The sequence below is a fragment of the Lactobacillus sp. VURO6/B1 (VP7) genome (assembly GCF_058139575.1).
The window spans coordinates 56,522-81,105 of sequence record NZ_JBVOWJ010000011.1; the positions used below are offsets into that span (position 1 = coordinate 56,522).

23 protein-coding genes and 3 tRNA genes are annotated in these 24,584 nt (G+C 35.4%); 23 read left to right on the top strand and 3 right to left on the bottom strand.

Annotated elements, in window-relative coordinates:
* Positions 1–91 precede the first annotated feature (91 nt).
* From pfkB to apf, 3 genes are all read left to right on the top strand, one after another.
* Positions 92–1,021 carry a 1-phosphofructokinase gene (gene pfkB / locus ACZ2M0_RS07330; RefSeq protein WP_490059002.1) on the top strand — a complete coding sequence of 310 codons (930 nt, stop codon included), beginning with the start codon at positions 92–94 and terminating at the stop codon, positions 1,019–1,021.
* Position 1,022: 1 nt separating this feature from the next.
* On the top strand, positions 1,023–2,930 hold the full coding sequence (locus ACZ2M0_RS07335) for a fructose-specific PTS transporter subunit EIIC (protein ID WP_490059003.1): 1,908 nt from the start codon (positions 1,023–1,025) through the stop codon (positions 2,928–2,930).
* Positions 2,931–3,620: 690 nt separating this feature from the next.
* Positions 3,621–4,319, top strand: coding sequence for an aggregation-promoting factor (apf, locus tag ACZ2M0_RS07340; protein WP_223902676.1), 699 nt, complete (start codon positions 3,621–3,623; stop codon positions 4,317–4,319).
* A gap of 84 nt (positions 4,320–4,403) precedes the next feature.
* Here apf and ACZ2M0_RS07345 read toward each other — a convergent pair whose 3' ends face one another.
* Positions 4,404–5,126, bottom strand: coding sequence for a GntR family transcriptional regulator (locus ACZ2M0_RS07345; RefSeq protein WP_490059004.1), 723 nt, complete (start codon positions 5,124–5,126; stop codon positions 4,404–4,406).
* 181 nt (positions 5,127–5,307) lie between these two features.
* Between ACZ2M0_RS07345 and ACZ2M0_RS07350 the strand changes: the two genes are divergently transcribed.
* From ACZ2M0_RS07350 to ACZ2M0_RS07415, 14 genes are all read left to right on the top strand, one after another.
* The gene (locus tag ACZ2M0_RS07350) at positions 5,308–6,303 is read left to right on the top strand and encodes a sugar isomerase (protein WP_223902674.1); all 996 of its coding nucleotides are present in this window, start codon (positions 5,308–5,310) and stop codon (positions 6,301–6,303) included.
* A 207-nt stretch (positions 6,304–6,510) separates the two neighbouring features.
* Entirely contained in the window at positions 6,511–6,933 is a 423-nt protein-coding gene (locus ACZ2M0_RS07355; RefSeq protein ID WP_223902673.1) for a PTS sugar transporter subunit IIA, read from the top strand.
* Positions 6,930–7,400, top strand: coding sequence for a PTS sugar transporter subunit IIB (locus ACZ2M0_RS07360; protein WP_223902672.1), 471 nt, complete (start codon positions 6,930–6,932; stop codon positions 7,398–7,400). The genes ACZ2M0_RS07355 and ACZ2M0_RS07360 overlap by 4 nt, the downstream gene beginning before the upstream one ends.
* A gap of 16 nt (positions 7,401–7,416) precedes the next feature.
* Positions 7,417–8,211, top strand: a complete 795-nt coding sequence (locus ACZ2M0_RS07365; protein ID WP_223902671.1) for a PTS mannose/fructose/sorbose/N-acetylgalactosamine transporter subunit IIC — start codon at positions 7,417–7,419, stop codon at positions 8,209–8,211.
* Between the two features lie 11 nt (positions 8,212–8,222).
* The gene (locus tag ACZ2M0_RS07370) at positions 8,223–9,059 is read left to right on the top strand and encodes a PTS system mannose/fructose/sorbose family transporter subunit IID (protein WP_223902670.1); all 837 of its coding nucleotides are present in this window, start codon (positions 8,223–8,225) and stop codon (positions 9,057–9,059) included.
* A 43-nt stretch (positions 9,060–9,102) separates the two neighbouring features.
* A complete protein-coding gene (locus ACZ2M0_RS07375; RefSeq protein WP_490059005.1) occupies positions 9,103–10,080 on the top strand; it encodes an SIS domain-containing protein in 978 nt (325 codons plus the stop codon).
* A gap of 239 nt (positions 10,081–10,319) precedes the next feature.
* Positions 10,320–11,024, top strand: a complete 705-nt coding sequence (locus tag ACZ2M0_RS07380; RefSeq protein ID WP_223902668.1) for a GntR family transcriptional regulator — start codon at positions 10,320–10,322, stop codon at positions 11,022–11,024.
* 328 nt (positions 11,025–11,352) lie between these two features.
* Positions 11,353–12,411, top strand: a complete 1,059-nt coding sequence (locus ACZ2M0_RS07385) for an SEC10/PgrA surface exclusion domain-containing protein (RefSeq protein WP_490059006.1) — start codon at positions 11,353–11,355, stop codon at positions 12,409–12,411.
* A gap of 79 nt (positions 12,412–12,490) precedes the next feature.
* On the top strand, positions 12,491–13,006 hold the full coding sequence (locus ACZ2M0_RS07390; RefSeq protein WP_490059007.1) for a GNAT family N-acetyltransferase: 516 nt from the start codon (positions 12,491–12,493) through the stop codon (positions 13,004–13,006).
* A gap of 89 nt (positions 13,007–13,095) precedes the next feature.
* Positions 13,096–13,167, top strand: a tRNA-Gln gene (locus ACZ2M0_RS07395).
* Between the two features lie 178 nt (positions 13,168–13,345).
* Positions 13,346–14,074, top strand: coding sequence for a glycerophosphodiester phosphodiesterase family protein (locus tag ACZ2M0_RS07400; RefSeq protein ID WP_490059033.1), 729 nt, complete (start codon positions 13,346–13,348; stop codon positions 14,072–14,074).
* Between the two features lie 162 nt (positions 14,075–14,236).
* Complete coding sequence (locus ACZ2M0_RS07405; protein ID WP_490059008.1) at positions 14,237–15,418, top strand: aminotransferase class I/II-fold pyridoxal phosphate-dependent enzyme; 1,182 nt, start codon at positions 14,237–14,239, stop codon at positions 15,416–15,418.
* A 63-nt stretch (positions 15,419–15,481) separates the two neighbouring features.
* Positions 15,482–15,563: transfer RNA gene (locus ACZ2M0_RS07410), tRNA-Tyr, on the top strand.
* Positions 15,564–15,570: 7 nt separating this feature from the next.
* Positions 15,571–15,642: transfer RNA gene (locus ACZ2M0_RS07415), tRNA-Gln, on the top strand.
* A gap of 37 nt (positions 15,643–15,679) precedes the next feature.
* Here the strand turns inward: ACZ2M0_RS07415 and ACZ2M0_RS07420 are convergent.
* Positions 15,680–17,419: a BspA family leucine-rich repeat surface protein gene (locus tag ACZ2M0_RS07420; RefSeq protein WP_490059009.1), complete on the bottom strand. Its 1,740-nt coding sequence runs from the start codon at positions 17,417–17,419 to the stop codon at positions 15,680–15,682.
* A gap of 469 nt (positions 17,420–17,888) precedes the next feature.
* On the opposite strand from ACZ2M0_RS07420, the gene ACZ2M0_RS07425 reads away from it, so the two are divergent.
* Together ACZ2M0_RS07425 and ACZ2M0_RS07430 are read left to right on the top strand one after the other, a co-directional pair.
* Complete coding sequence (locus ACZ2M0_RS07425) at positions 17,889–19,004, top strand: hypothetical protein (RefSeq protein ID WP_490059010.1); 1,116 nt, start codon at positions 17,889–17,891, stop codon at positions 19,002–19,004.
* Positions 19,005–19,085: 81 nt separating this feature from the next.
* Positions 19,086–19,784, top strand: a complete 699-nt coding sequence (locus ACZ2M0_RS07430; protein ID WP_223902661.1) for a GntR family transcriptional regulator — start codon at positions 19,086–19,088, stop codon at positions 19,782–19,784.
* Positions 19,785–19,824: 40 nt separating this feature from the next.
* On the opposite strand, the gene tagD is transcribed toward ACZ2M0_RS07430, so the two are convergent.
* The gene (tagD, locus tag ACZ2M0_RS07435; RefSeq protein ID WP_045927642.1) at positions 19,825–20,211 is read right to left on the bottom strand and encodes a glycerol-3-phosphate cytidylyltransferase; all 387 of its coding nucleotides are present in this window, start codon (positions 20,209–20,211) and stop codon (positions 19,825–19,827) included.
* Between the two features lie 124 nt (positions 20,212–20,335).
* Here tagD and ACZ2M0_RS07440 point away from each other — a divergent pair, with 124 nt between their 5' ends.
* The 4 genes from ACZ2M0_RS07440 (at position 20,336) to nadE (ending at position 24,543) form a co-directional block, all read left to right on the top strand.
* Positions 20,336–21,067 carry a WecB/TagA/CpsF family glycosyltransferase gene (locus ACZ2M0_RS07440; RefSeq protein ID WP_223902996.1) on the top strand — a complete coding sequence of 244 codons (732 nt, stop codon included), beginning with the start codon at positions 20,336–20,338 and terminating at the stop codon, positions 21,065–21,067.
* 2 nt (positions 21,068–21,069) lie between these two features.
* The gene (locus tag ACZ2M0_RS07445; RefSeq protein ID WP_490059011.1) at positions 21,070–22,161 is read left to right on the top strand and encodes a glycosyltransferase; all 1,092 of its coding nucleotides are present in this window, start codon (positions 21,070–21,072) and stop codon (positions 22,159–22,161) included.
* Positions 22,162–22,237: 76 nt separating this feature from the next.
* Positions 22,238–23,716, top strand: coding sequence for a nicotinate phosphoribosyltransferase (locus ACZ2M0_RS07450; protein ID WP_490059012.1), 1,479 nt, complete (start codon positions 22,238–22,240; stop codon positions 23,714–23,716).
* Entirely contained in the window at positions 23,713–24,543 is an 831-nt protein-coding gene (nadE, locus tag ACZ2M0_RS07455) for an NAD(+) synthase (protein WP_490059013.1), read from the top strand. Before ACZ2M0_RS07450 ends, nadE begins: the two co-directional genes overlap by 4 nt.
* Positions 24,544–24,584 lie beyond the last annotated feature (41 nt).

Genomic DNA, 24,584 nt, shown 5'->3' on the forward strand with positions numbered 1-24,584 from the left:
TATTTATAGTAAACGCTATCAATTTGGAAAAACGTTACACTTTTTAACTTCTATAATAATAATGCAAAAGGCAAAAAAAGGGGAGAAATCTTTGATTTATACAATAACATTGAATCCAGCAATTGATTTAGTAATTGTCACTAAAAAGCTGGAACCAAAGGTAGTTAATAGAACAGAAAAATTTGAATTGCAACCTAATGGTAAAGGGGTCAATGTTTCGTTCATTTTAGAGAAATTAGGCATTGATAGTGTAGCTACTGGTATTGGTGGCGGCTTTACATTAGATTATGTCATTTCTGGTTTAACAGAAAAGGGTATTAAAACTAATTTCTTAAAGGTAAAAGAACCTACTAGAGTTAATGTCTTTACGGACGTTTTAGACGAAGGTACAGAATACAAACAAGTTAATCCCGGACCAGTAGTAAGTTCAGATAAACAAGATCAATTTTTGGATTATCTTGAAAGTACAGTAACTAAGGATGATATGGTAGTTGTTTCCGGAAGCTTTTCTCGGGGTATAAAACCAAATTTTTTAGTGCAACTGGCTCAATTAGTCCAAAAACAGGGGGCTAAATTTGTGATTGACAGTAGTTACCTAGAAGTAAGTGATACTTTAAAATATCGGCCATTTCTACTTAAACCTAATGACGCAGAACTGGCAGCTTTCTTTAATTATGAGGGTGAAATGACTGCCACAAAAACAGTCGAATTGGCTCAGAAATTAATTAAATCGGGTTGTCAAAATGTTTTAGTTTCTCTAGGTGCTGATGGTGCTGCTTTTATAAATGAACGGCATATCCTGTTTGCCAATGCCCCAAAAATAAAAGTAGTTAATTCAGCTTGTGCCGGAGATACCATGCTTGGCACCTTCATTGCCTTTTTGGAAAAGAAAAAACCTATTAGTGAGGCTCTCAAAGTAGCTGTAGCTGCAGGAAGCGATACAGCTAGTCGCATTGGACTAACAGCTTTTTCTTTAGATAATTTATTACCACAAATTTCAGTAACGGAAAGGATGAGTTAAAGTGGCTAAATATGATTTAGTTGGTGCGACTGGTTGTGCAACTGGTGTTGCTCATACATTTATGGCGCAAGAGGCACTGGAAAAAGCCGCAGAAAAGCTTGGCTATACCATCAAAATTGAAACACACGGTCAAACGGGTATTGAAAATAATTTAACAAGTGCAGAAATTGCAGACGCGCAAGCCGTAATTATTGCTTCTGATATTGATGTTGGCTTGGATCGTTTTGCAGGCAAACGTCTAGTAGTAGTTCCGGTAGCAAGGGGTGTTAAAGAGCCAGATGCTTTAATTAAAAAAGCATTGGCAGCACCAATTTATAAAGAAGGACAGGCAGCTGAGGATTCCACGCATGAAAGTGTAGGAAAGCAAAAGCTAGTCAACAAAATTTATACCTCTTTAATGAATGGCGTCTCTCATATGTTGCCATTTGTCGTTGCAGGCGGTGTGCTAATGGCTATTTCCTTCTTCTGGGGAATTGATTCGGCAAATCCCAAAAGTAGCGAATACAATCAATTTGCTGCGATGCTAAATACAGTCGGCAGTACTACTATGAACCTAATGGCTCCAGTTTTAGGAGCTTATATTGCTGAAGCTTTGGCTCAAAGAACGGGTTTTGTAATCGGCCTTTCTGCCGGTTTTATCACCTTCAACGGTGGTGGCGGTTTTCTAGGAGCCATCGTTGGTGGCTATTTAGCTGCGATCGTTGTTTTAGGCTTGCAGAAGCTGTTTCAACCTCTACCGGATGATAAATTTAGAGGCTTGAAATCAATCTTTCTTTTACCTGTTCTCGGGGTTTTAATTACAGGATCAATTATGTATTTATTAAATACTCCAATTAAAGCTCTGAACGTTGGTTTAATGTCCTGGCTTAGAGGTTTTGAAAATACTAATCCTGCATTGTTAGGAATTATTGTGGGCATCATGTGTGCAGCAGACTTTGGTGGTCCTATTAATAAGGCTGCCTATGTTACAGGTACGGTATTACTGGCTCAAGGAAACTACTACTTTATGGCAGGAGTTTCTGCTGCTTGTATTGCTCCACCGCTTGCAACAGGCTTTGCCGTCTTAATGAATCGCAGAGCATATTCTAAGAGTGAAAGAGCAGCTGGTTATGTCAACTTTTTACTGGGTTCTACTCATATCACTGAAGGAGCGATTCCATTTGCTGCTAAACATCCCTTATGGAATATCCCGGCTTTTATGATTGGTTCTGCAGTAGCGTCAGTTTTAACTTACATAACCAAGATTAGCGTACCTGCTCCTCACGGTGGCTTTATTGTTTTACCATTAGTTAATAAACCATTCTTATGGGTACTGTGGATTCTGATTGGAGCAGCTATTTCGGGTGCGCTATTGGCTCTAATCGCTGGTAGATTTGCTAAAAAAGATGCTTTAGCAACTGCAGCTGACTCTACAATTGCACCTAGTGTTGACGATACCTCTAACCAACAAGTAGAAAGTTTTGATCCAAGCGATATTCTTGATTTACAAAATATTAAAGTTGATGTTGATGTTGCGAGTCGTGATGAAGCGCTCAAATATTTAGCAGACTTTTCCGTCAAAAACAACTTGGCTAATGACAGTGAAGCTGTTTACAATAGTTACGTTAAGCGTGAAAAAGAAGGCTCTACAGGGATGACAGACGGTTTTGCTATTCCCCATGCTCAGTCAGCAGCAATTGCTAAGTCTTCAATGATCGTTTTAAAACTCAAACAACCGATTGACTGGCAATCATTAGATGGTAAGAAGGTTGATACAGTTATTTCCTTTTTAATACCACAAGTTGATAGTAATGCTCATTTGCAGTACTTATCAAATACTGCCAAACTTTTGACTCACGCGGACTTTATTGCTAAGTTAAAAGCAGCAAATACACCTGCAGAAATCCAAAGTTTGTTTGAAAATAATTAATGGGCTAGTAAATACTAGATTAAATAAAGTAAGTCCCGCAAGTTGTCTAACTTACGGGACTTATTTTGCTGTGTTTTTCAATTTTGAATAATTTTATAATCGATAGGCTTTATATTTATTTAAAAGCAATTGTTGTTCTGAAATGCAAAAAAAGAAAGCACATTAGTGCTTCCTGGATTAAATATTAGTCTTCAACCTTTTTGGCTTCTTTTAATGCCTTCATAATTGAAGGGCTTTTTGAATGGCAATCTTCAAGCATTTGCAAATCTTTTTTGTCTAATGTAACTTCAAACTTACTCATTCTGTAATTTCCTTTCTACTAAATATTAACTTAACTATATCACTTTAGGTAGAAATTATGCAAAGCTGGCCAATGTTTTTCATTTGTGTTGCAAAAATAGCTTTCATTTGGTTAAAGTTGCAATATACAAACGCATGTTCTTGCTAGTGCCAATTAACCGTATGACCTTGTTCTAATAGGATTTTGTCAAATTAAATAACAGTTAACGTTGTGTTACAACTGTGACATTTTTACTAAATTAGGTAACTAATTCTTAAAGGTTGAGTGATATTCCTGTTATGGTTCTGCAACTTTAACGTTGTAGTATATATAGCATCAAATTGAATAGTGATTTAGTATGTTCAGTTTGAAAAACATATTATGGATTTTTATTTAAGGAGAGAATTTTTTTGAAGGTAAAATCTATCTTAGTTAAATCAGCAGCAGTAGCAGCATTATCTGCTTCCGGAGTTGCAGTTATGAGCAGCGTTAAAGCAAATGATGTTCAAGCAGCCACAGTAGAAAATGATGCAGCAGTTGTAACTGTTAACTATGTTGATGGCAATTCAATTCGCGTATGGAACAGTTACAAACATCCTGAAGCTACTGGGCAAATTTTACCAAGTAATTCTTCTTGGAAAGTCATTAAAACTGCTTACGACAAAAAGGGTCACAAGTGGTATGACTTAGGCAAGAACCAATGGGTTAAAGCCAAATACGTTAATAAAGGCTATCATCCAGCAAATGAATCCCAAAACACTGTAGCTGCAACTAGCACACAAACAGAAAATAGTTCAGTTTCTAATGCCAATAATAATGTAGAAACTACGCATTCTGCAAACAATACTGCAGCTACAAATATTAATTACACAACTGCTTCATCTGATTCAGAAGCTGGAGCAAAAGCGTGGATTGCCAGTCGTGAATCTGGTGGCTCATACAGTGCACAAAATGGTCAATACATTGGTAAATATCAGCTTTCTGCTGCATACCTTAATGGAGACTACTCAGCTGCTAACCAAGAACGTGTTGCTAACAACTACGTTACTAATCGTTACGGCTCATGGGCAGCAGCTAAACAATTCTGGCAAGCTAATGGCTGGTACTAATTAGTTAGTCAGTTAAAAACAGAATATTTATAAAGTAAGCAGACACTAGTTGAAAAACTAGCGCCTGCTTTTTTAGTTAAAAAATTAATGGTTAACCGCGTATGTAAATTTATCGCTGCGAATTATTTCTTGCGTAATATGTAAAGGAAGATCGTGATCGTCATAAACTAAGTCCTTGATTCGCATTAATGGTGTTTTTTCGTCAACATTAAGCAAAAAAGATTCTTCTCTATTTGCAAACACAATTTTAAAAGTTTTCTTGCCTTTACCAGGATTAATATGAAACTTCTTTTGTAATATTTGATACAAGGGCATATTAAGATCTTCAGCTTTAATAGCATTAAATTTTGGAGCAAGCCATATCCATTCAAGGCAAAATGGGATGTCATTAATATATCTTAAACGCTTAATTTCTATTATTTGCTGCTCATTAGTAGTTTGCAGGAATGAATTTTGTTCATCATTGCCTGCAACGCTTTTGATACTAATTAAACGGTTAGAAATTTTTTTACCAGTTTTGACAACGCTTTCTGTTAAACTCGAAAATTTTTGATTTTGAGTTTGAATTTCATTACTTTTGTCAGAAACAAAAGTTCCTTTACCAGGAAGCTTAATTAAAAAATTCTCTTCGCTTAAGACTTTAAGAGCCTTACGAACAGTGGTACGACTGACACAATATTCTTTTTGCAACTGCATTTCAGAAGGTATCTTTTTACCTATTTGATATTTATTTTCTGTAATTTTGTTTTTTATAATATTTGCCAAGCTAAGATATAGTGGCATATGATTTTCAGACTTTTTCAACATATTTTTTTCTTTCCTGAATAACTATTAACTGTATTATAACAAAAGCTGATTAATTAGGCACCAGTATCTTTTTTATAAAAAAGATACCTGTATTTTTAACATACACTTTACTTTATAAATAAAGCGCTTTATAATTTTAAATTGAAGATACATGTATCTATATTTAATACAGGAGAAAAAGATGAAGATACAAGAAGAAGCTAAACAAGTTGTTCAAAAAGCTATTAAAAATATGGAATCTGGTGGAGGTATTAAGCAGGTAATTTGGGTTGGTGCCGGAGGCTCTTTTGGCGGCTTTTACGGTGCAAACTATTTTATGCATCAGGAGTCAAAAACTATTTTTTCCAGTATGTATACTAGCGGAGAATTTATTTATGCTCCGCCAAAGAGCATAGACCAAAATACTTTAGTAGTTTTATGTTCTATGAGAGGAACTAGCGAGACGATTGATTCTGCAAAAGTTGCTAAAGAACATAATGCAACCACCATTGCTCTTTATGTTGATGAATCTGAGCTGGTAGACGTTTGTGATTTTAAAATAAAATATGAAAGTTTGGCTCTAGATGAAAGCAGACTTGAACGTGTAAATGGCAGTATTGGAATATGCATAGCGATGAATTTGCTGGAACAAGTTGAAGGTTATGAGAATTTTAAAATAGCCATGAAAACTTTTGATTTGCTTGATCCTATCTATCGCAAAGCCGTTGAATATACTACACCTTTGGCAAAAGAATGGGCTGAGCAAAATAAAGATCAAAAAACCATTTATGTTATTGGTAGCGGTCCAGCATATGGTGCAGCTTATGTTTTCTCGATTTGTAATTTAGAGGAAATGCTGCAATTAAATTCGCCAACTATCCATAGTTATGAATACTTTAATGGTCCATTTGAAGTTACAGATAAGAATAAGTCAATTTTTCAACTTTTGGCTACGGGAAAAACAAGACCAGAAGATGAACGTGCGCTGAAATTTGAACAAAGATTTGCTGGCAAAAAGTTGTATGTACTAGACGGTAAAGAAATTGGGTTAGATGATATCGAGCCTGCAGTATCACCGTATTTTAATCATCCGATTTTTTCATCAATTTTAAATAATGTTTATATGAGAGAACTTTCTTATACTACTCACGAAAGTTATGAAACTCGCAGGTATATGTGGAAAGAAGACTATAAATAAAAAGTTGTTAAAAAGTTAATGCACTTTACTTTTTAATTCTAAGCTAAATAAAAGCGCTTTAAAATTATAAATAAAAAATTAAATTTAATTATTTTTAAAGAAACCCTTTACACGACTTTCTTTATATATTATTATACTAAATATACATGTTAATACATCTTGTTAATGTACTAACAATGATTGATTTTGGATTAGGGGTGAAGTTTAGTGAAAATAATTTTAGTTAGCCATGGCAAGCTCGCTGAAGGAATGAAAGATACGGTTGAGATGATCACTGGTAAACAGAAAAATCTCGAGGCATATGAAGCATATAAAAATGGTACGAGTGATGACAGTTTTATCGGTGAAATCAGGAATTCTATAGATAACGCTAGTGATGAAAATACTGTAATTATTACTGACGTTTTGGGGGGTTCAGTTAATAATGAAATGACCCAGCTATTAAAGGATCACCAAAAGTTAACCGTACTGACAGGTATGAATTTGCCTTTGGTTATAACTTTGGTTACTACTGCGAATTCAGGCCTAACCCAAGAAGATATAGAGGAAGCTATTAACCAAGGACAGAAGGGAGTTTTGTCGATAAATAAGTTGATGACTGAAGATGACGATGAAGGAGATTTATTATGATAAAAGTAATTAGGGTTGATCACCGATTATTGCACGGACAGGTCATTTTTTCATGGACTAAATTTGCAAATATCGAAAGAGTAATTGTGATTGATACAGCTACAGCAAATGATGATTTTAAGAAAATGTCATTGAAACTGGCTAAACCGGAAGATGTGAGACTAAACGTTTTCAGTGTAGATAAAGCAATTAGTAAAATCGATCAAATTAAGGCTCTAAAAGACAACATTATGTTGCTTTTTGAAAATGTAACTGAACTAAGCAAGTTTATTGATGCATATGGTCCAGTAGAAGAGATTAACTATGGCCTAGTTCCTTCTAAGCCTGATGCTAAACGTTTTAGTAATGCTATATATTTAACTCCCGACGAAGTTAAACTTACTAAGAAAATGTGCGATCAGGGAATTAAGATCTCAATGCAACAAGTTCCTTCAGCTAATAAGGAGTTTCTAAATAATATGATTTAGAAAAAGGGGGTAAAAAATGTTTTGGAAAGCTTTTGTTGTCGGCTTGGTTGGTGTTTTCGCCATGTTCGACTCGAGATTGCTGGGTCGTGAAAACTTCGAGCAGCCGTTAATCGTAAGTACACTCGTTGGCTTGGTTTTAGGAGATGTCTCGAAAGGATTATTAGTTGGTGCTACGCTTGAATTAGTTTCGATGGGAATAGTTCAAGTAGGAGCCGCCGTTCCACCTGATATGGTCTTAGGCTCAGTTGTAGCTTCAGCTTTTGCTATTTTGTCACATACTAGTGCACAAGCAGCGTTAACAGTAGCTTTGCCAGTAGCAGTGCTAGGTCAGCTAGTAGCTATAGTAATTAGAATGTTGTTTTCATCCTTTAACCAATTGGTTGAGAATGCAATAGATGCAGGCAAATTTAGAAAAGCACGAAGTTACCACATAGTTTATGGACCAATTATTTATGGTTTGTTATATTTTGTTCCAGTTTTTCTTGCAATCTTTTTAGGAACAAATGTTGTAACCAGTTTCGTCAAAATGATTCCGGATTGGTTAACAAACGGTTTAACTTTAGCAAGTAAGATTTTACCAGCTTACGGATTTGCTCTTCTGATGTCAACTATGATTGATAAGAAAAATGCAGTTTACTTATTCTTAGGTTTCTTTATTGCAGCTTATGGCAAGATGACTGTTATCAGCGTAGCTATCTTTGCAGTTATTTTCGCTATTATACTCAACAAGTTTATGTCTAATAATGAAAACAATAATGCTGCTCCTAAGACCAGTAGTAGTGATGATTTAGATGATTTGGAAGAATTATAGGAGGATGAATTATGACTGAACAAAAAAATACAGATAAACGGTTACGTCATAAGTTTTGGCAATTCTTCTGGAGATCATGGGCTATTCAGACATCATGGAATTATGAAAGCCAAATGAATATGGGTTTCATGTATGGTATGGCACCAACGATAGATGAGATTTATGGTGAGAAACCGGATACGCCTGAAAAGCTTCAAAAGAAGAAAGAAGCATATCATCGTCATATGGCATTCTTTAACTGTACACCGCAATTGACTTCTTTTGTTTTAGGGCTATCTTCGGCAATGGAAGAGGAATATGCAGCCAATCCAGACACATTCGATCCCGATTCGATTAATGGGGTTAAAACCTCATTAATGGGGCCTTTATCAGGTATTGGTGATTCCTTCTTCCAGGGAACAGTTAAAATTATTGCCTTTGGTCTGGGAATCAACATGGCTCAACAAGGAAACATATTTGGACCGATTTTGGCAATGATTATTTCTATCATCCCTTCAGTTATTGTTACTTATTGGGGCGGCAAATGGGGTTATCTCCAAGGTAAAAAGAATATCCAGCGTCTCATTAGTAATGGTACTATTAACAGAATCATGTCTTTGATGAATGTAATAGGGCTAATGGTCATTGGCGCAATGGTGGCAACTATGATCGGGATAACAACTCCGATAAAATTTGGTAAAACTTTTGTTTTACAAAAAACTTTAGATTCGATTTTTCCACAGATGTTGTCACTAGCCTTCACGTTGGGTATGTTTTACCTAATCAAAAAGAAGGTCAATACTGCTTGGATTATGGTTATCTGTATTTTCGGTGGTATCCTGCTCAGCGTATTAGGTATTTTTAATTAGTTTTAAGTTATTTTTATAGTAGAACTAGGAGATTATATATATTATGGATTTTGAAAAAGTTAAGTCTATTGTAAGTGATATTAAGGAAAAGCAGCCTGATATTGATCGTGTAATGTTTGTAGGTTGTGGTGCTTCAATGGCCGACTTGTATCCGGGTTATTACTTTGTTTCGCATGAAAGTACTAAACTGCTTTCCTCAATTCATACTGCAAATGAATTTAACTATGATACTCCAAAAGGAGTGGGAGAACACACTATTGTAATAACAGCTTCTCTTGGAGGCACAACCCCAGAATCAGTGGCTGCAACTAAAAAGGCTAGAGAATTAGGGACTCATCTGATTACTTTATCAATGGCAGATGATTCGCCTATTATTAAGGAAACAGAGTATAAAGTTATTCACGGTTTCCATGAAAATTATGCTGCTAAAACAGAAAAAATGTCATATTGCTTGGCCTTTGCTATTGAAATTGTTAAGCAGTTTGAAGGTTATCAGTTTTATGATGAGGCTCTCGCAGCATTTAATGGCATGCCTGATTTGATTGAAAATGCAGTAAAATCTGTTGGCCCTTCAGCAAAGGAATTTGGTGAAAAATACAAGGACGAAAAGAAAATTTTTGTTCTCAGCAGTGGTGCATCACTTGGTGTTGCTTATTCAACCGCATCATTCTTGTTTATGGAAATGCAGTGGATTGCTGCTCCAACAGTTCATTCAGGAGAATATTTCCATGGTCCATTTGAACTTACCGAAAAGGATGCTCCATACTTATTGTTCATGAATGACGGCAGTACACGTCATCTTGATGCTCGTGCTTTAACATTCTTACAAAGATTTGACGCGCAAGTAACAAATATTGACGCTAAGGATTATGGTCTTAATGAAGTTGCCAGTGAAAATGTGATTGATTACTTCAACCCGATGATTCATACAGGTGTGATGCGTGTTTATGCCGAAGAATTAGCTAAGGCGAGAAAGCATCCGTTAACCAAGCGTCGTTATATGTGGAAACTCACTTATTAATATAATATAGTAAAAAGTATTTTTAGAGGGATTCTATGAAAATAGAATCCCTTTATGTTAGTTTCCAGTTTTTATAGTGGTCTTCTCTTTTGGAATACTTATTGTTTTGGAATACTTTAATCTAATTTTGTTTTATACTATTCTTTGTGAATATAGATCAAAATTAGCTCAAGTACATAATCATTTATTAGACAATAGATGATACATGGGTAAAAGTAATATTAGGGAAGTGATGATATTTGGTAGCAACAGGTTCTTTGTATTCTCAGGTAATGGAAAAAATCAGGCAAAAAATTATTACAGGAGAATATCCAATAGATAGTAAATTGCCAAACGAATTTGAATTAAGTAAACAGTTCAACGTAAGTCGTGTAACTTTAAGGAAAGCTATTGCTGGATTAGCTGAAGATGGCTTGATTGAGAAGATTCATGGTGTGGGGACATTTGTTCGTAAACCGCATAAAGTGAAAAGAATAGTCAGTTCTCCTTCAGCTGAAAGCTTTTCACAAACAGCTGCTAACGAGGGTTTTAAAGCTAGCGCACAAGTAATTAAGGTAAAAAAAGTTGAAACTCCAGACAAGTTAAAATCAATATTAAAAACAAAGACAGCTCTTTATATTGAACGGGTTCATTTAGTTGATGACGAACCTGTAATGCTAGAATGCAACTACTTTCCTCTGCCTCGGTTTACTGGACTGGAAAAATTTGACTTAAGCAAATCTTTATATCGGGTTTTACACGGCCAATATCATATAAAAGAACTAAAGTCGCGGGACATGGTTATAAGTATTGCCCTAGCGAGTCTTAGTGAAGCCAGAGTTTTGCAGAAATCTGTTGGCTTTCCTTTGTTATTATTACAAGTAAGCGTTGAAGATGAAAATAAGAATATTGTACATACAGGAAAACAGTACATTATTTCTGAGAGATATGAATTTCACGTATAAAAATAAAAGCGCTCACTTTGTAAACCCGGTAACAACAATATTAATCAAAAAATTTCAGAAAAAGCTTTAATTTGGAGCAATTTTTATCAAAGGCTTGTGTTTGTCAATATTGCCATTAAGTTTGGTAGCAGTAAAAATGCTTAATCTTTACATACAATCATGACTGGCATTCGGTCCTATTCATCACTTATATTATTTAAAATAAGGTAAAAATATTACAAAATGTTTCTTAATTGAAAAAATAATTTAATTGGCAATCTCTCATAATAAGTTTAGAATTAAATTTGTACCACAAAGAGCCAATTTAGAATAACTCTCGAGGAAGAATATGAAGAAAAGCAAATTTGCTATTGCCATAGTTAATATTATTTTTTTAATCACTATTCCAGGAATAACTATAGGTGAAGCTGAACAAGTAACAGCAGCCACTATCAAGGGCTATGTTAAAGTAAAAAAGAAGAAAAAAGTTCGTCTGTATAAAATTTCTGGAAAACAGTCTAATTTTTATGCAGAGTCTAAGTATAAGTACCCCTATAGTGCCAAGAAAAAAATTGGCAAGAAAAAAAGAATGGCCTATAAAATTGGCAATAATTCGCATTGGATTTTAGCTAAAGACGTTAAAGTTGTTAAAAAGAGTACTAAAAGAGTATATACTCAGGCAAAGATGAAATTGCCCAAAGGTTACACTAAAACTGAGTTGCTACTAGCTTATCAAGGTAAACCCAGCAAGAATTTTATCAATGCCTCAATGCAAGGGATGAAAGCTAATGACTTTAGCCGTCTCAAAGTGTCTGAAAGTAAAGCTGATGATGCAACTCAGGTTGATTTAAATCAGCTTACTGCGAAACAAATTGGAGATTTAACGGCTTTTTCACTTCGTCTTATTAATGAGGCGAGGAACGATTTGAATTTAGCTCCCTGGGTTGAAAGTAATGGAACTAAAAAATTAGCAGCCGATATTGCCTTGGAATATACTAAAAACAATAAAACAATTAAGGACAGTCATTATGTTCCTGGCATTATTCATGCTTGTCATGCTAATGGACTTAACCTTGACGATAATTTTGTTGAAGATATGGCCGGCTTTTATAATATTAGCCCTACAATGTCTATGACGGAATTAAAGAAAAGCGTTTATTTTGGTTTAAAACAAATGATTTTTGGCTATGTTGGCAGCGGGGAAGAGGAGAGATCTGACCGCAGCTATTACCAAGAATGGGAACATGCTGGGGACTTGTTTAACATCCAAGGTACGCTTCATGATGGTGATTATAATTATTATGGATTTAGTATTTCGCATAATGATAATATATGTTCCATGCACTTTATTAGCGTTCCTACATATGTAGTTAAAAGTAAAAAGTATAATAGCGGTTTTCAGCCATAAAAAGCAGCCTATTTGAAAGGCTGCTTTTATTGTATAATTAACTTTAAAATAAAATATTGAAAGTAATGAGGAAAACAAAATGTTGATTTATATTCGCTTGGCAGAAAAAGAAGATTTAGACCAAATTATGGAAATTATTGCTGAAGCAAAAAAATTGCTGAAAGAAGACGGTAATCCTCAGTGGCAAAATGGCTCTCCTAACCGTAAAATGCTTGCAGAAGACATTGCTTTAAAGCGCACATATTGCCTTGTAGCTAATAAAGAAATTGCCGGTGTTGCCGTTTTACTAACTACACCTGATCCTAATTATACTGAAATAGATGGTGCTTGGAAAAATAATGATGAACAATATGCTACTATTCATAGAATAGCAATTAGCACTAAATTTCGCGGACAGCACCTGAGCCAATTTATGATGTCAAACTTGATATCGAGAGGATTGATGCTGGGCATTCATAATTTCCGTATTGATACACATGAGGTCAATAAACGGATGCAGGGCTTGATTAAAAGTTTAGGATTTGAGTTTCGAGGAGTTGTTCAGGTTGATCAAACTGAAAATGGCGCTAGAAACGCCTATGAGCTAAATTTATAGCAAGAAAAAAGCTGTTTTCTCTTGACTTGCAGGGCACAATTTCCTATACTATTAAATGTTGAGCAAACAAGTAAAAGCTCAAATGGTATTGGGTTATAGCCAAGCGGTAAGGCACTAGTTTTTGGTACTAGTATGCGCTGGTTCGAATCCAGCTAACCCAATTGTTCTTACGAACACCCAACCCGAAAAGAAGACAGTTCTGTAATAGGAGCTGTTTCTTTTTTTGCAGTAAAATTATACCAAAAATATTTTTGCTTTTTTTGGTATTTTACTATTTAAAAATTAGGCAAAAGGGTTTATTATATCCTCTATGTTTGGTTTGTAATGTTTTCTTTTTTTATGAGGTTTAACCAACACAAAAATATGAATAGTGGCAAAAATAAAACAATAGTATTTGGTCATAGAGGATATCCCGTGAAGTTTGCAGAAAACTCGATGGAAGGCTTCCGCAATGCTGTTCAAAATGGGGCAGAAGGGATTGAATTTGACGTTCACTTAACAAAGGACGGCATACCAGTAGTAATGCACGATGAAAAAGTTGACCGAACAACTGATGGCACCGGTTATATTAAGGACTATACTCTTAGTAACTTAAGGCAGCTGCACTTGTCAAATGGTGAACCGGTGCCAACTCTGCAAGAATTATTTGAACTACTGGAAAATAAAAATATTCAAATAAATTTGGAATTTAAAACTGGAGTAATTCATTATCGAGGTATTGAAAATACTGTGTTAAGCTTGGCACAACTCTATCACTTCGTTTATCCCATTATTTACTCATCTTTTGATTATGTTACTTTGAAGAACTGCCAGGAAATTGATCCTAGCCAGATCTATTGTTATCTAACTGATGAAGAAGTAGTTAATTCAGCTAAATTAGTTAAAGATAACCACTTTGCTGGCATTCATCCAGGCATGCTTTTACCAGGAGAGCAAGCAGTTACAGAGCGTATTTGGACAGTTGATGACCCGCAAATTGCTAAACAATATTTTCAAAAACATGTTGCGGGCATTTTTACCAATAACTATCCCATGATGATAAAGCTGCGTGATCAAATTCAAGGGTAAGCTGCCTTAAATAAAAATTATCGATTTTGAAACACCTTTAACTGATATAGTTCAAAGGTGTTTTTAGATATAAAATTAATTAATAATTAGAAAAATATTGTAGAAAAATAATTTTATTAAAGGTATAATCTATATAATTGAAAAGAAAGTTTGGTGAAAAATATGGTAGATTTAATTAAATACGTACGAAAAGGACTAGCTGAAGCTCCCTCTAATCCGATTTTGAAATTCTCAGATTATGCCAGCAAAATCCCCGATGTCGTTAAGTTTACTCTAGGTGAGCCGGATTTTAATACTCCGGATCATATTAAAGAGGCAGCTAAAAGAGGAGTTGATGAAAATCATTCTCACTATGCACCTTCAAACGGGACCATCGGATTGCGTAAGGCAGCCAGTGAATTTTTGAGTAAAAAATATGGTCAAAATTATGACCCAGAAACTGAAGTTTTGGTCACAAATGGTGTAACTGAATCTATTTTTGATTCGGTTTTAGCAACTTTGAATCCTGGCGATGTTATGGTCGTGCCAACTCCATTGTTTCCGCTTTATATGACTGACGAGGGCGTCATTAATGAAGGCGTTGAAATTGTTAAGGTAAATACAGTAGACGACGGCTTTAAGCTGACACCAGAAAAATTGCAAAAGGTAATTGACAAGTATGGGGACCGGGTACGGATGTTGGTTATGAATTATCCTACCAATCCAACTGGGGTAATGTATAGTCAAGATGAATTGGATGCTTTGGCGGATGTTATCCGTGATAAGCCAATTTTCGCATTGTGTGACGAAATTTATAGTGAATTGAACTATGATCAACCACATGCCTCAATGGAAAAATCATTGCATGACCAAGTTATTTTAATGAACGGCGTTTCCAAGTCATGGGCCATGACCGGTTACCGAATTGGTATTGTTTGTGCGCCAGAAAATATTTTGCAGCAAATTGCAAAAGTTCACCAAGCAATAGTTACTACTGAGCCAACACCTATGCAAGATGCAGCCGAAGAAGCCTTTAAAAACGGTATGGATGATGCGCTACCAATGAAAAAAGAATTTCAAAAGAGACGCGACGCTTTGTATTCCGGTCTCACAAAAATAGGTTTTGAGTGTGCTAAACCCCAAGGTGCATTCTACATTTTTGCTAAAATACCTGATGGCTTTGAACAAGATGATAATAAATTTATTTATGAGTTGGTTGACAAGGCGCGAGTTGCTGTTACAGCAGGTTCTAGTTTTAGTGAAGGCGGGGAAGGTTATATCAGATTTTCTTACGCTGTTTCAATGGATCAAATTGAAGAGGGGCTAAAGCGCCTAGAAAAATTCGTTAAAGAGAATAAGAAGTAATTTTTAAGCAAATTTTGCTTGCAATCACGTACGTTTTTCGGTATTATAATTAACGTGCGTGACGGAGGAGTAGCGAAGTGGCTAAACGCGGCGGTCTGTAAAACCGCTCTCTCTGAGTTCGGCGGTTCGAATCCACCCTCCTCCATTATCACTGGGTTATAGCCAAGCGGTAAGGCACTAGTTTTTGGTACTAGTATGCGCTGGTTCGAATCCAGCTAACCCAATAAAAAAGACGACTCGTTAGAGTCGTTTTTTGTTACTTTAGGCTATGTTATTAACTTTAATATACTGATTCTTATCAATTACATAATAAAGCTTCTTTTTAATTTTGATTGGATTGCCATAAACCCGAACCGCTTTACCTTTCTTTACCAGCAATTTGCGGACTCTCTTACCTTTTTTGTTATAAACGTATGAATTACGTACAATTTTTTTCTTGTTACCTTCAATGTCAGTAGCATTAGCAAAAATATTTTGACCGAGTTTATAAAATTTTTGATTATTAATTGTCTCTACACCATAAGTTTCAATAGTCAAACCTGGCTCAAGTGTAAAACCTTTAATGGGACTACCATTTTGATCATAAACTTGGATTAAACATAGAACTTTACGAGCTAATTTAACAGTATCACTATCTTCTGCTTGGTCCTTTATTGTCTTAAATTGAGTAACTGAGTCTTTTCCTGGATCTTGAATCTTTGAACTTTCAGTTGGAACTGAACTTATGAAGCCAATTGTTTTATTATCATAATTGGAATTATTAATTTTGTTTGCCGGGATATGTATGTTATTAACAGAACTATCTAAGTCAATTGAACCAACAGGCCAGGTAATTGGCTGGCTGACATATGTTTCTGCCGGGCAATCTTTGTCTTCTTTGTCATATAAATTAGCTAAATCTGCGACAGAAAGAGTTTTTCCGGCAGGTTTTGTTGCACTGGCACTACCTATTGCAATAGCTTGAGGCATTTTTAAATTGGCAAATGCTGCTGGTTTTAAACGATGTTTACCTAAACTAAGTACGAAACCGTCAGAATTATTTCCTAAACCATCAAGCATGTTAGTCATTTCAAAAATGTTTCCTGTATCCCAGTGGCTTAAGTTTAATTGTTTCAAGTTGGGGTCTCTAAACATATAACTCATGTTAGTAACGTTATATGTTTGCCAGCTGACAATATCTGGCAATTCCGTAGTCGCGATGCCATTAAACATATAACTCATGTTCTTAACGTTACCGGTTTTCCAATTGGCTAAATTTAATGTGGTTAAAGCTGCGTCACCTTCAAACATGTGACTAAAATCAAAAACACTATCTGTTCTGAAATTATTTAAATTAATTTTGGCCAATTTAGTGTCGTTTTTAAACATACTATTCATGTCTCTATTTGAAATAGTGTCCCAAGAAGTCAAGTCAAGTTCTTTCAAGCTACTGTCGTTTTCAAACAAGCTACTTAAATCACTGGCCTCACTAGCATCGACATTATTGAGATCAATAAAACCAACTAAATTTGGTAAGTCAGCGAATTTACTACTTGAATTACGTCCTAGTCGAACTTTCAGCTTACCGCCATAATCAGCAGTTCCGATCTGGAAAGCAATATACTGAATCTCATTTGGACTGATACCTTTACTTTGATTATTTTGTTGGTTTCTTACCAACTGATTGATTGGTGTAGAAGATAGAGTTCCTCCTGTAATTGTGAGAATTTTTGTCTCTTCATCAAAAGACCACTCACATTCATTATCCGTGCCATGAATAGTATTAATATTTTGTGAATTTAAGTTATTGTTATTTTTTAAGACAGAACCTTTTGTAGTAGCAGAATTTTTTATTAAAGTAGACACTGAATCAGCTTGAGCATCAATAGACTTATTGTAGGTTATTAATGCAGCTGCTATTAATGTCACTACAAGTAGACTATAAGAAAAGAATCTAGTACTGTTATTTTTAAAATTAAAACAGTCGTTATTTTTTAGTTTTCTAACATTATTATCTAGCATAACAAAAACCCCTTGCGTAATTTATATATTTTCATTTAGCTTAGGGTTATACAGCATTTATTTTTTGCGGTCAACTTTTTTAGCTGGCAAATATTTGCTCTCTGTTATTTAAAATTGGTAAAAAGTTTACTACGATGTGCGACAAATTAATAATTACTAATTTATAAAAATATAAAAAGCGTTATTTATAAAAACGTATATATTTTGTATAAAAAAATATTAATAAATAAATTCAATAAACATAAAAATGTGTGTGAATATAATTAAGATATAAACATTGAAATTTTTAGCTGAATTAGTTTGTGATTGTTTACTTTTTTATAATAAATGTTATTTAAAATATACTTTCGTATTCTTATAATTTGTTATAAATTTTCTGAATGAATTAAATTCAGTTGCTAAAATCTGCCTATTTTTGATTTATTAATAGTACAATAGAGAAGCTAACTTTGATTAAGAAGGGAAATATATGTCAAGACTTGTGCGAGTTGGTGCCGGAGGTAAAGAAATTAGCTGGCATAATGCCTTAAATGATTTGCGTGCTGATGATGTATTGCTTTTGGAGCCAGGATTTTATGAATTACCTGCGGGAATTTTTTTATCTGATATTACTATTAAAGGAACTGGCAATCTTCCAGAAGACACAACAATACTGGGTTATGTGAATGTAGATGCTGGCAGTCAATTTGTTAATTTAGAAAATTTGTGTGTTAATACTGTAAAAGATGCCAACAGCTTATTTGTACCTGCTGAAGCCAATACTTTTTTGTCATTACGCAATTGTATTATCAAGGGCTTCGGTGGTGATACTGCTACTATAGCTGCCAATGGTAAGGTGACACTAGAGCTGTTTTCGACAGTAATTCTAAATGGTTCAGTTTCTTTATTTGCTGATTCCAATTTTCGCTTGGAAATGAATGATTCGACCATCAAGAATGTTGTTCAAGATATTGGAGCCTTGGCACTGGAAGGACAGGGCACTGCTATTATCAATAATTCTCGTATTCATGGCAGTATCGATACCTTTAAAAAAGCAAATGTTGAATTAGATATAAATAACACTATTGTTTCCTCACTTCTTATTCAGGGACAGGTCTGGCTAAATATGCTTAACAGCAAGCTCCTATCACAGGAAGATACTGGGATGTTTATAACCGATGAGACCTGGATTAATATCATCGGTAGTGAGTTTAAGGGTGGCTTTTACTGCGAGAAAAATCCGCACATAATTATTCAAAACAGCAGAATAAACCGCTTGATAGCCACTGGTGAAGCGCAGATCACACTTAACAATTCTATTATTGTTAATCATGCTGATTTTCAGAATAAAGTTGAATCTAATTCCAGGCGGGTAACTTTCAATGGTGGTAATGAGTATGAATATTTTTTAGCTCTAAGTGATCAGGCACAGTTTGAAGGACATGATCTTATCTTTAATTCTAATGGTGCAAATCTGGCCGTAGAAAATCAGGCACACTTGCATGCCAGCGTGATTGCCACAAGTGATGATTCAATAACAGTAGAATGTGGCCAAAACGCTGAATTTCGTTTATGGGGTATGAAGTGGACCACTAAAAAGAATTAGGTTGCTAATTTATAATTTGTAACGTATCATACAGAGTAGACCAATTTGAATTATAATAAGATGTGTAATGGGGGTGCATTCATGGAAGAACCAATGTACATCAAAATTCACAATCAAATTAAACGTGAAATAGAAAAGCATAATTACAAAGTTGGCAGTAAAATTCCAGCCGAAAGGCAGCTAGCCCAAAAATTTGGTGTTTCTCGGATGACGCTGCGACAAGCAATTAAAACTTTGGAAGATGAAGGCATTTTAGAACAGCGTGTTGGTAGCGGAACATATGTAGCTAACCAAAAAGTGCAGGAAAAAATGTCGGGAATTATGTCTTTTACCGATATTACACATGCTAATGGCCAAACGCCTTCAAGTAAATTGATTTCTTATCGTTTTGGTAAGCCTTCTTTGTCGGAGATGGAGCGGCTGAATTTAGATGATACGCAGGAAGTTTTGCGTATGGAGCGTATACGTTATGCAGATGACGTTCCGATTTGCTATGAAGTCGTATCTATTCCGCATAGCGTGATTTTAAATATGTCCAAAGCCGATATTTCTTCGCATTTATATCAAACTTTAGAAAAAAATGGTTATAAAATAGGACGGGTAACTGAATATATTTCTGCAGCGGTGGCAAACGAAAATGCGGCAAGATTGCTCGACGCCAAGAAAGGTGAAGCATTAATTACTCGCCTGCAAGTAACTGAACTCTCAAATGGTATACCATTTGAGTATACTAGAGCCAGTTATGTTGCGGACCGTTTTGAATTTACTTTTGCAAAATAAAAACTCTGAATTAACTTTGTTAGTTAGCTCAGAGTTTTTGTTATTTTAAATCATCTTTGATTTTAGTGGTAGAGATTCCCGGTGTACGAGGCAAATAGACTACATTGCAGTATGGTTTTAAAAAATCAAATTTACCATCCCAGTCATTACCCATAACAAAGGTATCAATATCATATTTTTGGATATCATTTGTCTTTTGTTCCCAGTTCTTTTCGGGAATAACCTGATCGACGTAACGAATGGCTTCAAGGATATATTTTCGTTCAGCATAGCTATTATATGATTCCTTGTGTTTTTGGAGTTGATTGAATTCGTCAGTAGATAATCCAACTATAAGATAATCGCCTAATTCACGGGCGCGTTTCAGCAGGCGGACGTGACCATAATGCAGTAAATCAAATGTACCATAAGTAATTATTTTTTTCATAGTTTCAGTACTCCTATCAATTTGACGAGTTAATAGTATCATATTTTTAAAAAAGGTAAAGCGTATCCTCAATTGGATATTATTTTGATAAAATAAAGTAAATTGAGGATTAGGAGATATAGTTATGACTAAAGTAAATGTTTTAGGAGTTAGTTTCGATAATAAAAGTTTTAACCAGTTTCAAAATGAATTTGTCGGCAGAATTAATGCACATCAATCAACCTTTATAGTTACTGCCAATCCTGAAATTGTTATGTCAGCTAATGAAAATCCTGAATTTATGAAGATTTTAACTTATGATGCTGACTATATCACCGCTGATGGCATTGGCATTGTCAAAGCAAGTCACATATTAGGAGAGCCTCTTAAAGAAAGGGTAACGGGTTATGATCTGTTTTCTTGGTTAATGAAGTTGGCAAATGACCGCAGCTTAAGGGTGTATCTTATCGGAGCGCGTCCAGAGGTAATTCATGCTATTCAAGGAAAAATTGCCAGGGACTATTCTGATATTCAGCTGGTAGGAGCTGAGGACGGCTATTTTAAGGAAGATTTGGAACTTGTTGCCTACCAAATAGAACGTACAGAACCTGACCTCGTTTTTGCTGCACTGGGCTCTCCACGTCAGGAACAGCTTTTGTCTGTTTTACGGAGAAATTTGCTACCTGCACTAATGATGGGAGTAGGAGGCAGTTTTGATGTCTTTTCAGGCAAAGTCAAACGAGCTCCTCAAATTTGGCAGACTATTCATTTAGAGTGGTTTTATCGTCTTCTTAAAAATCCTTCTCGGTTAAAGCGCATGGCGGTTTTACCACATTTTGTTCACGCAGTTTATCAGTCCAAAAAAGGAAAAGAGTAATTATGAAAGTTTTGCACGTTAATGCTGGACTCGAAAATGGTGGCGGTCTGACCCATATCATTAATTTGCTCAAAGAAGCTAAAAATGAACAACAAAACTTTACTTTATTATGTTTAGCCGATGGTCCCGTTGCTCAAGCCGCCCGTACGGCAAAGCTGGATGTACAAGTTTTAGGGATAAAAAGTCGTTATGATTTAGGTGGCTTGAATAAGCTGGCTAATTTCATTAATCAAGGAAGCTTTAATATAGTTCATACTCACGGACCAAGAGCAAATTTATTCCTATCTTTAATTAGGCGAAAAATTACGGCTAACTGGTGCATAACTATTCATTCCAACCCCTATCTTGATTTTGCGGATCGCGGCTTGAAGGGCAAAATATTTACCAGAGCCAATTTGCATGCAATTAGTAAGGCTGATTGTATTTTTGCTGTTACCAAAAGATTTGCTAATTTATTAATTAAAAAAGTAAAAATTGATCCGGAAAAAGTTCACGTAATATATAATGGTACTTTTTTTCATGAAGATAGTCAGATCCCTGCTAAATATGAACATCCCAATTTTAATATAGTAAATGTTGCCAGGGCCGAAAAAGTTAAGGGCCAGGCGTTGCTGCTGCAAGCACTCAAAAAACTGAATAATGCCAATGTTCATTTATTTATTGTTGGGGATGGTAGGGAGTTAAACTCTCTAAAAAATCTGGCGCAACAATTAAAATTGGGTCCACAAGTAACTTTTCAGGGCTTCATGACGCATAAACAATTAAAAAATTTATATCGGCGTATGGACCTAGCGGTTTTAACCTCATATTCTGAGAGTTTTCCCTTAGTTTTACTAGAAGCAAGCGATAATCTTTTGCCACTGCTGTCAACTGCAGTTGGTGATATTAAAGTAATGATACCAGATCAAAAACATGGCTTTGTAGCTAATATTGGTGATGTAGATTCGATTTGTACCCAGTTAAAACTAGCTATAGACACCCCTAAAGAACAGCTTAAGGAAATGGCTCAGCGTGAAAAAAGTTATGTTGCAGGACATTTTTCATTAAGACAACAATTAGAAAGTATTTTACGGGTCTACAAAAAGATTGCATAGATTGGTAAGATTGTTAAAAAATCCACAAATGTTTATAATAAGACAAAAAATATTAGTGAATTTATAAGAGGACAGAATGTTTTACCAAGAATTGGATAAAGATGACTCGTTAACTCTTCATACAGATTTGTATGAAATTAACATGATGTATACCTATTTTAAAAAGGGAATTTCAGAACGCAATGCGGTTTTTGAGGTTTACTACCGTAAAGAGCCGTTTGGCAATGGTTATTCTGTTTATGCAGGATTAGAACACGTAATTTTATACTTACAAAACTTAAAATTTAAAGAAAGCGATTTGAAGTATTTAAAAGAAGAAATTGGCTATGATGATGATTTTATTGATTATCTGCGTCAACTGAAACTGAAACTTACGGTACGGTCGATGTCCGAAGGAGAAATAGCTTTTGCCAATGAACCTTTGCTGCAAGTTGAAGGACCATTAGCTCAATGTCAATTAGTTGAGACTGCTATTTTAAACATTATTAATTATCAAACGTTGTTAGCAACTAAAGCTGCTCGTGTCAAGCTTGCTGTGCAAGGTGACGGTGTCATGGAATTTGGTACTAGACGTGCACAGGAAGCAGATGCTGCAATTTGGGGTACTCGTGCAGCTTATATCGGTGGTTTTGACTCAACCAGCAATGTTCGTGCTGGTAAGTTGTTTGGTATTCCTGTTTCGGGTACGCACGCTCATTCATTAGTTGAAGCATTTGGCAGTGAATATGAAGCATTTAAAGCTTATGCAGAAACGCATAAAGACTGCGTTTTTCTTGTAGATACATATGATACTGTCAGAAGTGGTGTACCAAATGCTATCCGTGTTGCCAATGAAATGGGTGATAGGATAAACTTTCAAGGCGTGCGCATAGATTCTGGTGACATGGCTTATATTTCCAAGCAGGTTCGTCGCGAACTGGATAATGCTGGTTATACCAATGCCAAAATTTTTGCTTCAAACGATTTGGATGAAACTACGATTACCAGTTTGAAAATGCAAGGTGCCAAAATTGATGTGTGGGGTATTGGCACTAAATATATTACTGCTTATGACCAACCAGCTTTAGGAGCCGTTTATAAATTAGTCTCAATTGAAGATGATCAGCACCATATGCGTGATACATTAAAAATTTCTTCTAATGTGGAAAAAGTCTCAACTCCAGGTAAAAAGCAGGTTTGGCGTATTTCAGCTAATACTGAAAAGAAAAATGAGGGTGACTGGATTGCACGGGCTGGTGTGGATCCGCGAGAATTTGATTCACTTTATATGTTTCATCCGCAGTATACTTATATCAATAAAGTGGTAACAGATTATACTGCTGAGCCGCTTTTAAGAGATATTTTTGTAAATGGCCAGTTGAAGTATCACAAGCCTAAATTAATAGATATCAAAAACTTTTGTGCAGCTAACTTAGATGGTCTTTGGGATGAATATAAAAGAAGCTTGAACCCACAGGAATACCCTGTTGATCTTTCTCAAGATCTGTATGACAGTAAAATGAATATCATTCAGGATATTCGGGCGAATATTAACAAAGGAGATACTGTACAATGAGGCCATTGCAAAAAGAAATTATAAAATATGAACATGTTTTACCCGAAATTGATCCGCAAAAAGAAGTTAGACGTTCAGTTGATTTTTTGAAGGATTATCTTCAAGAAAATAGTTTTTTAAAATCATATGTTCTGGGTATCTCTGGCGGGCAAGATTCTACGCTGGCAGGAAAACTATGCCAAATGGCAATTTCCGAAATGCGTGAGGAAACGGGGGACAATTCATATCAATTTATTGCCGTTCGTTTACCCTACGGCGTTCAGGCTGATGCTCAAGATGCAGCAGCAGCTGTGGCCTTTCAAAAACCTGACCAAGATTTAACAGTTAATATTAAACCAGCTGTTGATGCTTTAGTAGCCAGTTTGAATGAAGCTGGGCAAAAAATTACAGATTTCAATAAAGGCAATATAAAAGCGCGCGAGCGTATGGTAGTCCAATATGCTATTGCTGGTGCTCATGATGGTGCAGTAGTTGGTACAGATCATGCAGCCGAGAACTTTAGCGGCTTCTACACTAAATATGGTGACGGCGCAGCAGATTTAACGCCACTTTTCCGCTTGGATAAAAGACAAGGCAAGCAGATGCTCAAGTTTTTAAATTGTCCAGAGCATTTATACCAAAAAGCGCCAACAGCAGACTTAGAAGAAAATAAGCCTGGTTTACCCGATGAAGTTGCACTGGGAGTCAGCTACAGGGATGTTGATGATTATTTAGAAGGTCGGACAGTATCTGAAACTGCCGCAGAAAAAATCGAATCTTTATGGCGTAAGAGTGAACATAAACGGCATTTGCCCGTAACCGTTTTTGATGATTTTTACCGTAAATAGAGATATTGAATTTTTTGGTTATAAATTTTTTCAAGTTAACC

Coding starts and splice junctions, on each gene's coding strand:
- ACZ2M0_RS07445 (WP_490059011.1), top strand. CDS start 21,070: ATGAAAGTTTTGCACGTTAATGCTGGACTCGAAAATGGTGGCGGTCTG.
- ACZ2M0_RS07345 (WP_490059004.1), bottom strand. CDS start 5,126: ATGTTGAAAAAGTCTGAAAATCATATGCCACTATATCTTAGCTTGGCA.
- ACZ2M0_RS07370 (WP_223902670.1), top strand. CDS start 8,223: ATGACTGAACAAAAAAATACAGATAAACGGTTACGTCATAAGTTTTGG.
- ACZ2M0_RS07400 (WP_490059033.1), top strand. CDS start 13,346: ATGAGGTTTAACCAACACAAAAATATGAATAGTGGCAAAAATAAAACA.
- ACZ2M0_RS07375 (WP_490059005.1), top strand. CDS start 9,103: ATGGATTTTGAAAAAGTTAAGTCTATTGTAAGTGATATTAAGGAAAAG.
- tagD (WP_045927642.1), bottom strand. CDS start 20,211: ATGAAAAAAATAATTACTTATGGTACATTTGATTTACTGCATTATGGT.
- ACZ2M0_RS07385 (WP_490059006.1), top strand. CDS start 11,353: ATGAAGAAAAGCAAATTTGCTATTGCCATAGTTAATATTATTTTTTTA.
- ACZ2M0_RS07450 (WP_490059012.1), top strand. CDS start 22,238: ATGTTTTACCAAGAATTGGATAAAGATGACTCGTTAACTCTTCATACA.
- ACZ2M0_RS07390 (WP_490059007.1), top strand. CDS start 12,491: ATGTTGATTTATATTCGCTTGGCAGAAAAAGAAGATTTAGACCAAATT.
- ACZ2M0_RS07350 (WP_223902674.1), top strand. CDS start 5,308: ATGAAGATACAAGAAGAAGCTAAACAAGTTGTTCAAAAAGCTATTAAA.
- nadE (WP_490059013.1), top strand. CDS start 23,713: ATGAGGCCATTGCAAAAAGAAATTATAAAATATGAACATGTTTTACCC.
- ACZ2M0_RS07405 (WP_490059008.1), top strand. CDS start 14,237: ATGGTAGATTTAATTAAATACGTACGAAAAGGACTAGCTGAAGCTCCC.
- ACZ2M0_RS07360 (WP_223902672.1), top strand. CDS start 6,930: ATGATAAAAGTAATTAGGGTTGATCACCGATTATTGCACGGACAGGTC.
- ACZ2M0_RS07430 (WP_223902661.1), top strand. CDS start 19,086: ATGGAAGAACCAATGTACATCAAAATTCACAATCAAATTAAACGTGAA.
- ACZ2M0_RS07425 (WP_490059010.1), top strand. CDS start 17,889: ATGTCAAGACTTGTGCGAGTTGGTGCCGGAGGTAAAGAAATTAGCTGG.
- ACZ2M0_RS07420 (WP_490059009.1), bottom strand. CDS start 17,419: ATGCTAGATAATAATGTTAGAAAACTAAAAAATAACGACTGTTTTAAT.
- ACZ2M0_RS07440 (WP_223902996.1), top strand. CDS start 20,336: ATGACTAAAGTAAATGTTTTAGGAGTTAGTTTCGATAATAAAAGTTTT.
- ACZ2M0_RS07365 (WP_223902671.1), top strand. CDS start 7,417: ATGTTTTGGAAAGCTTTTGTTGTCGGCTTGGTTGGTGTTTTCGCCATG.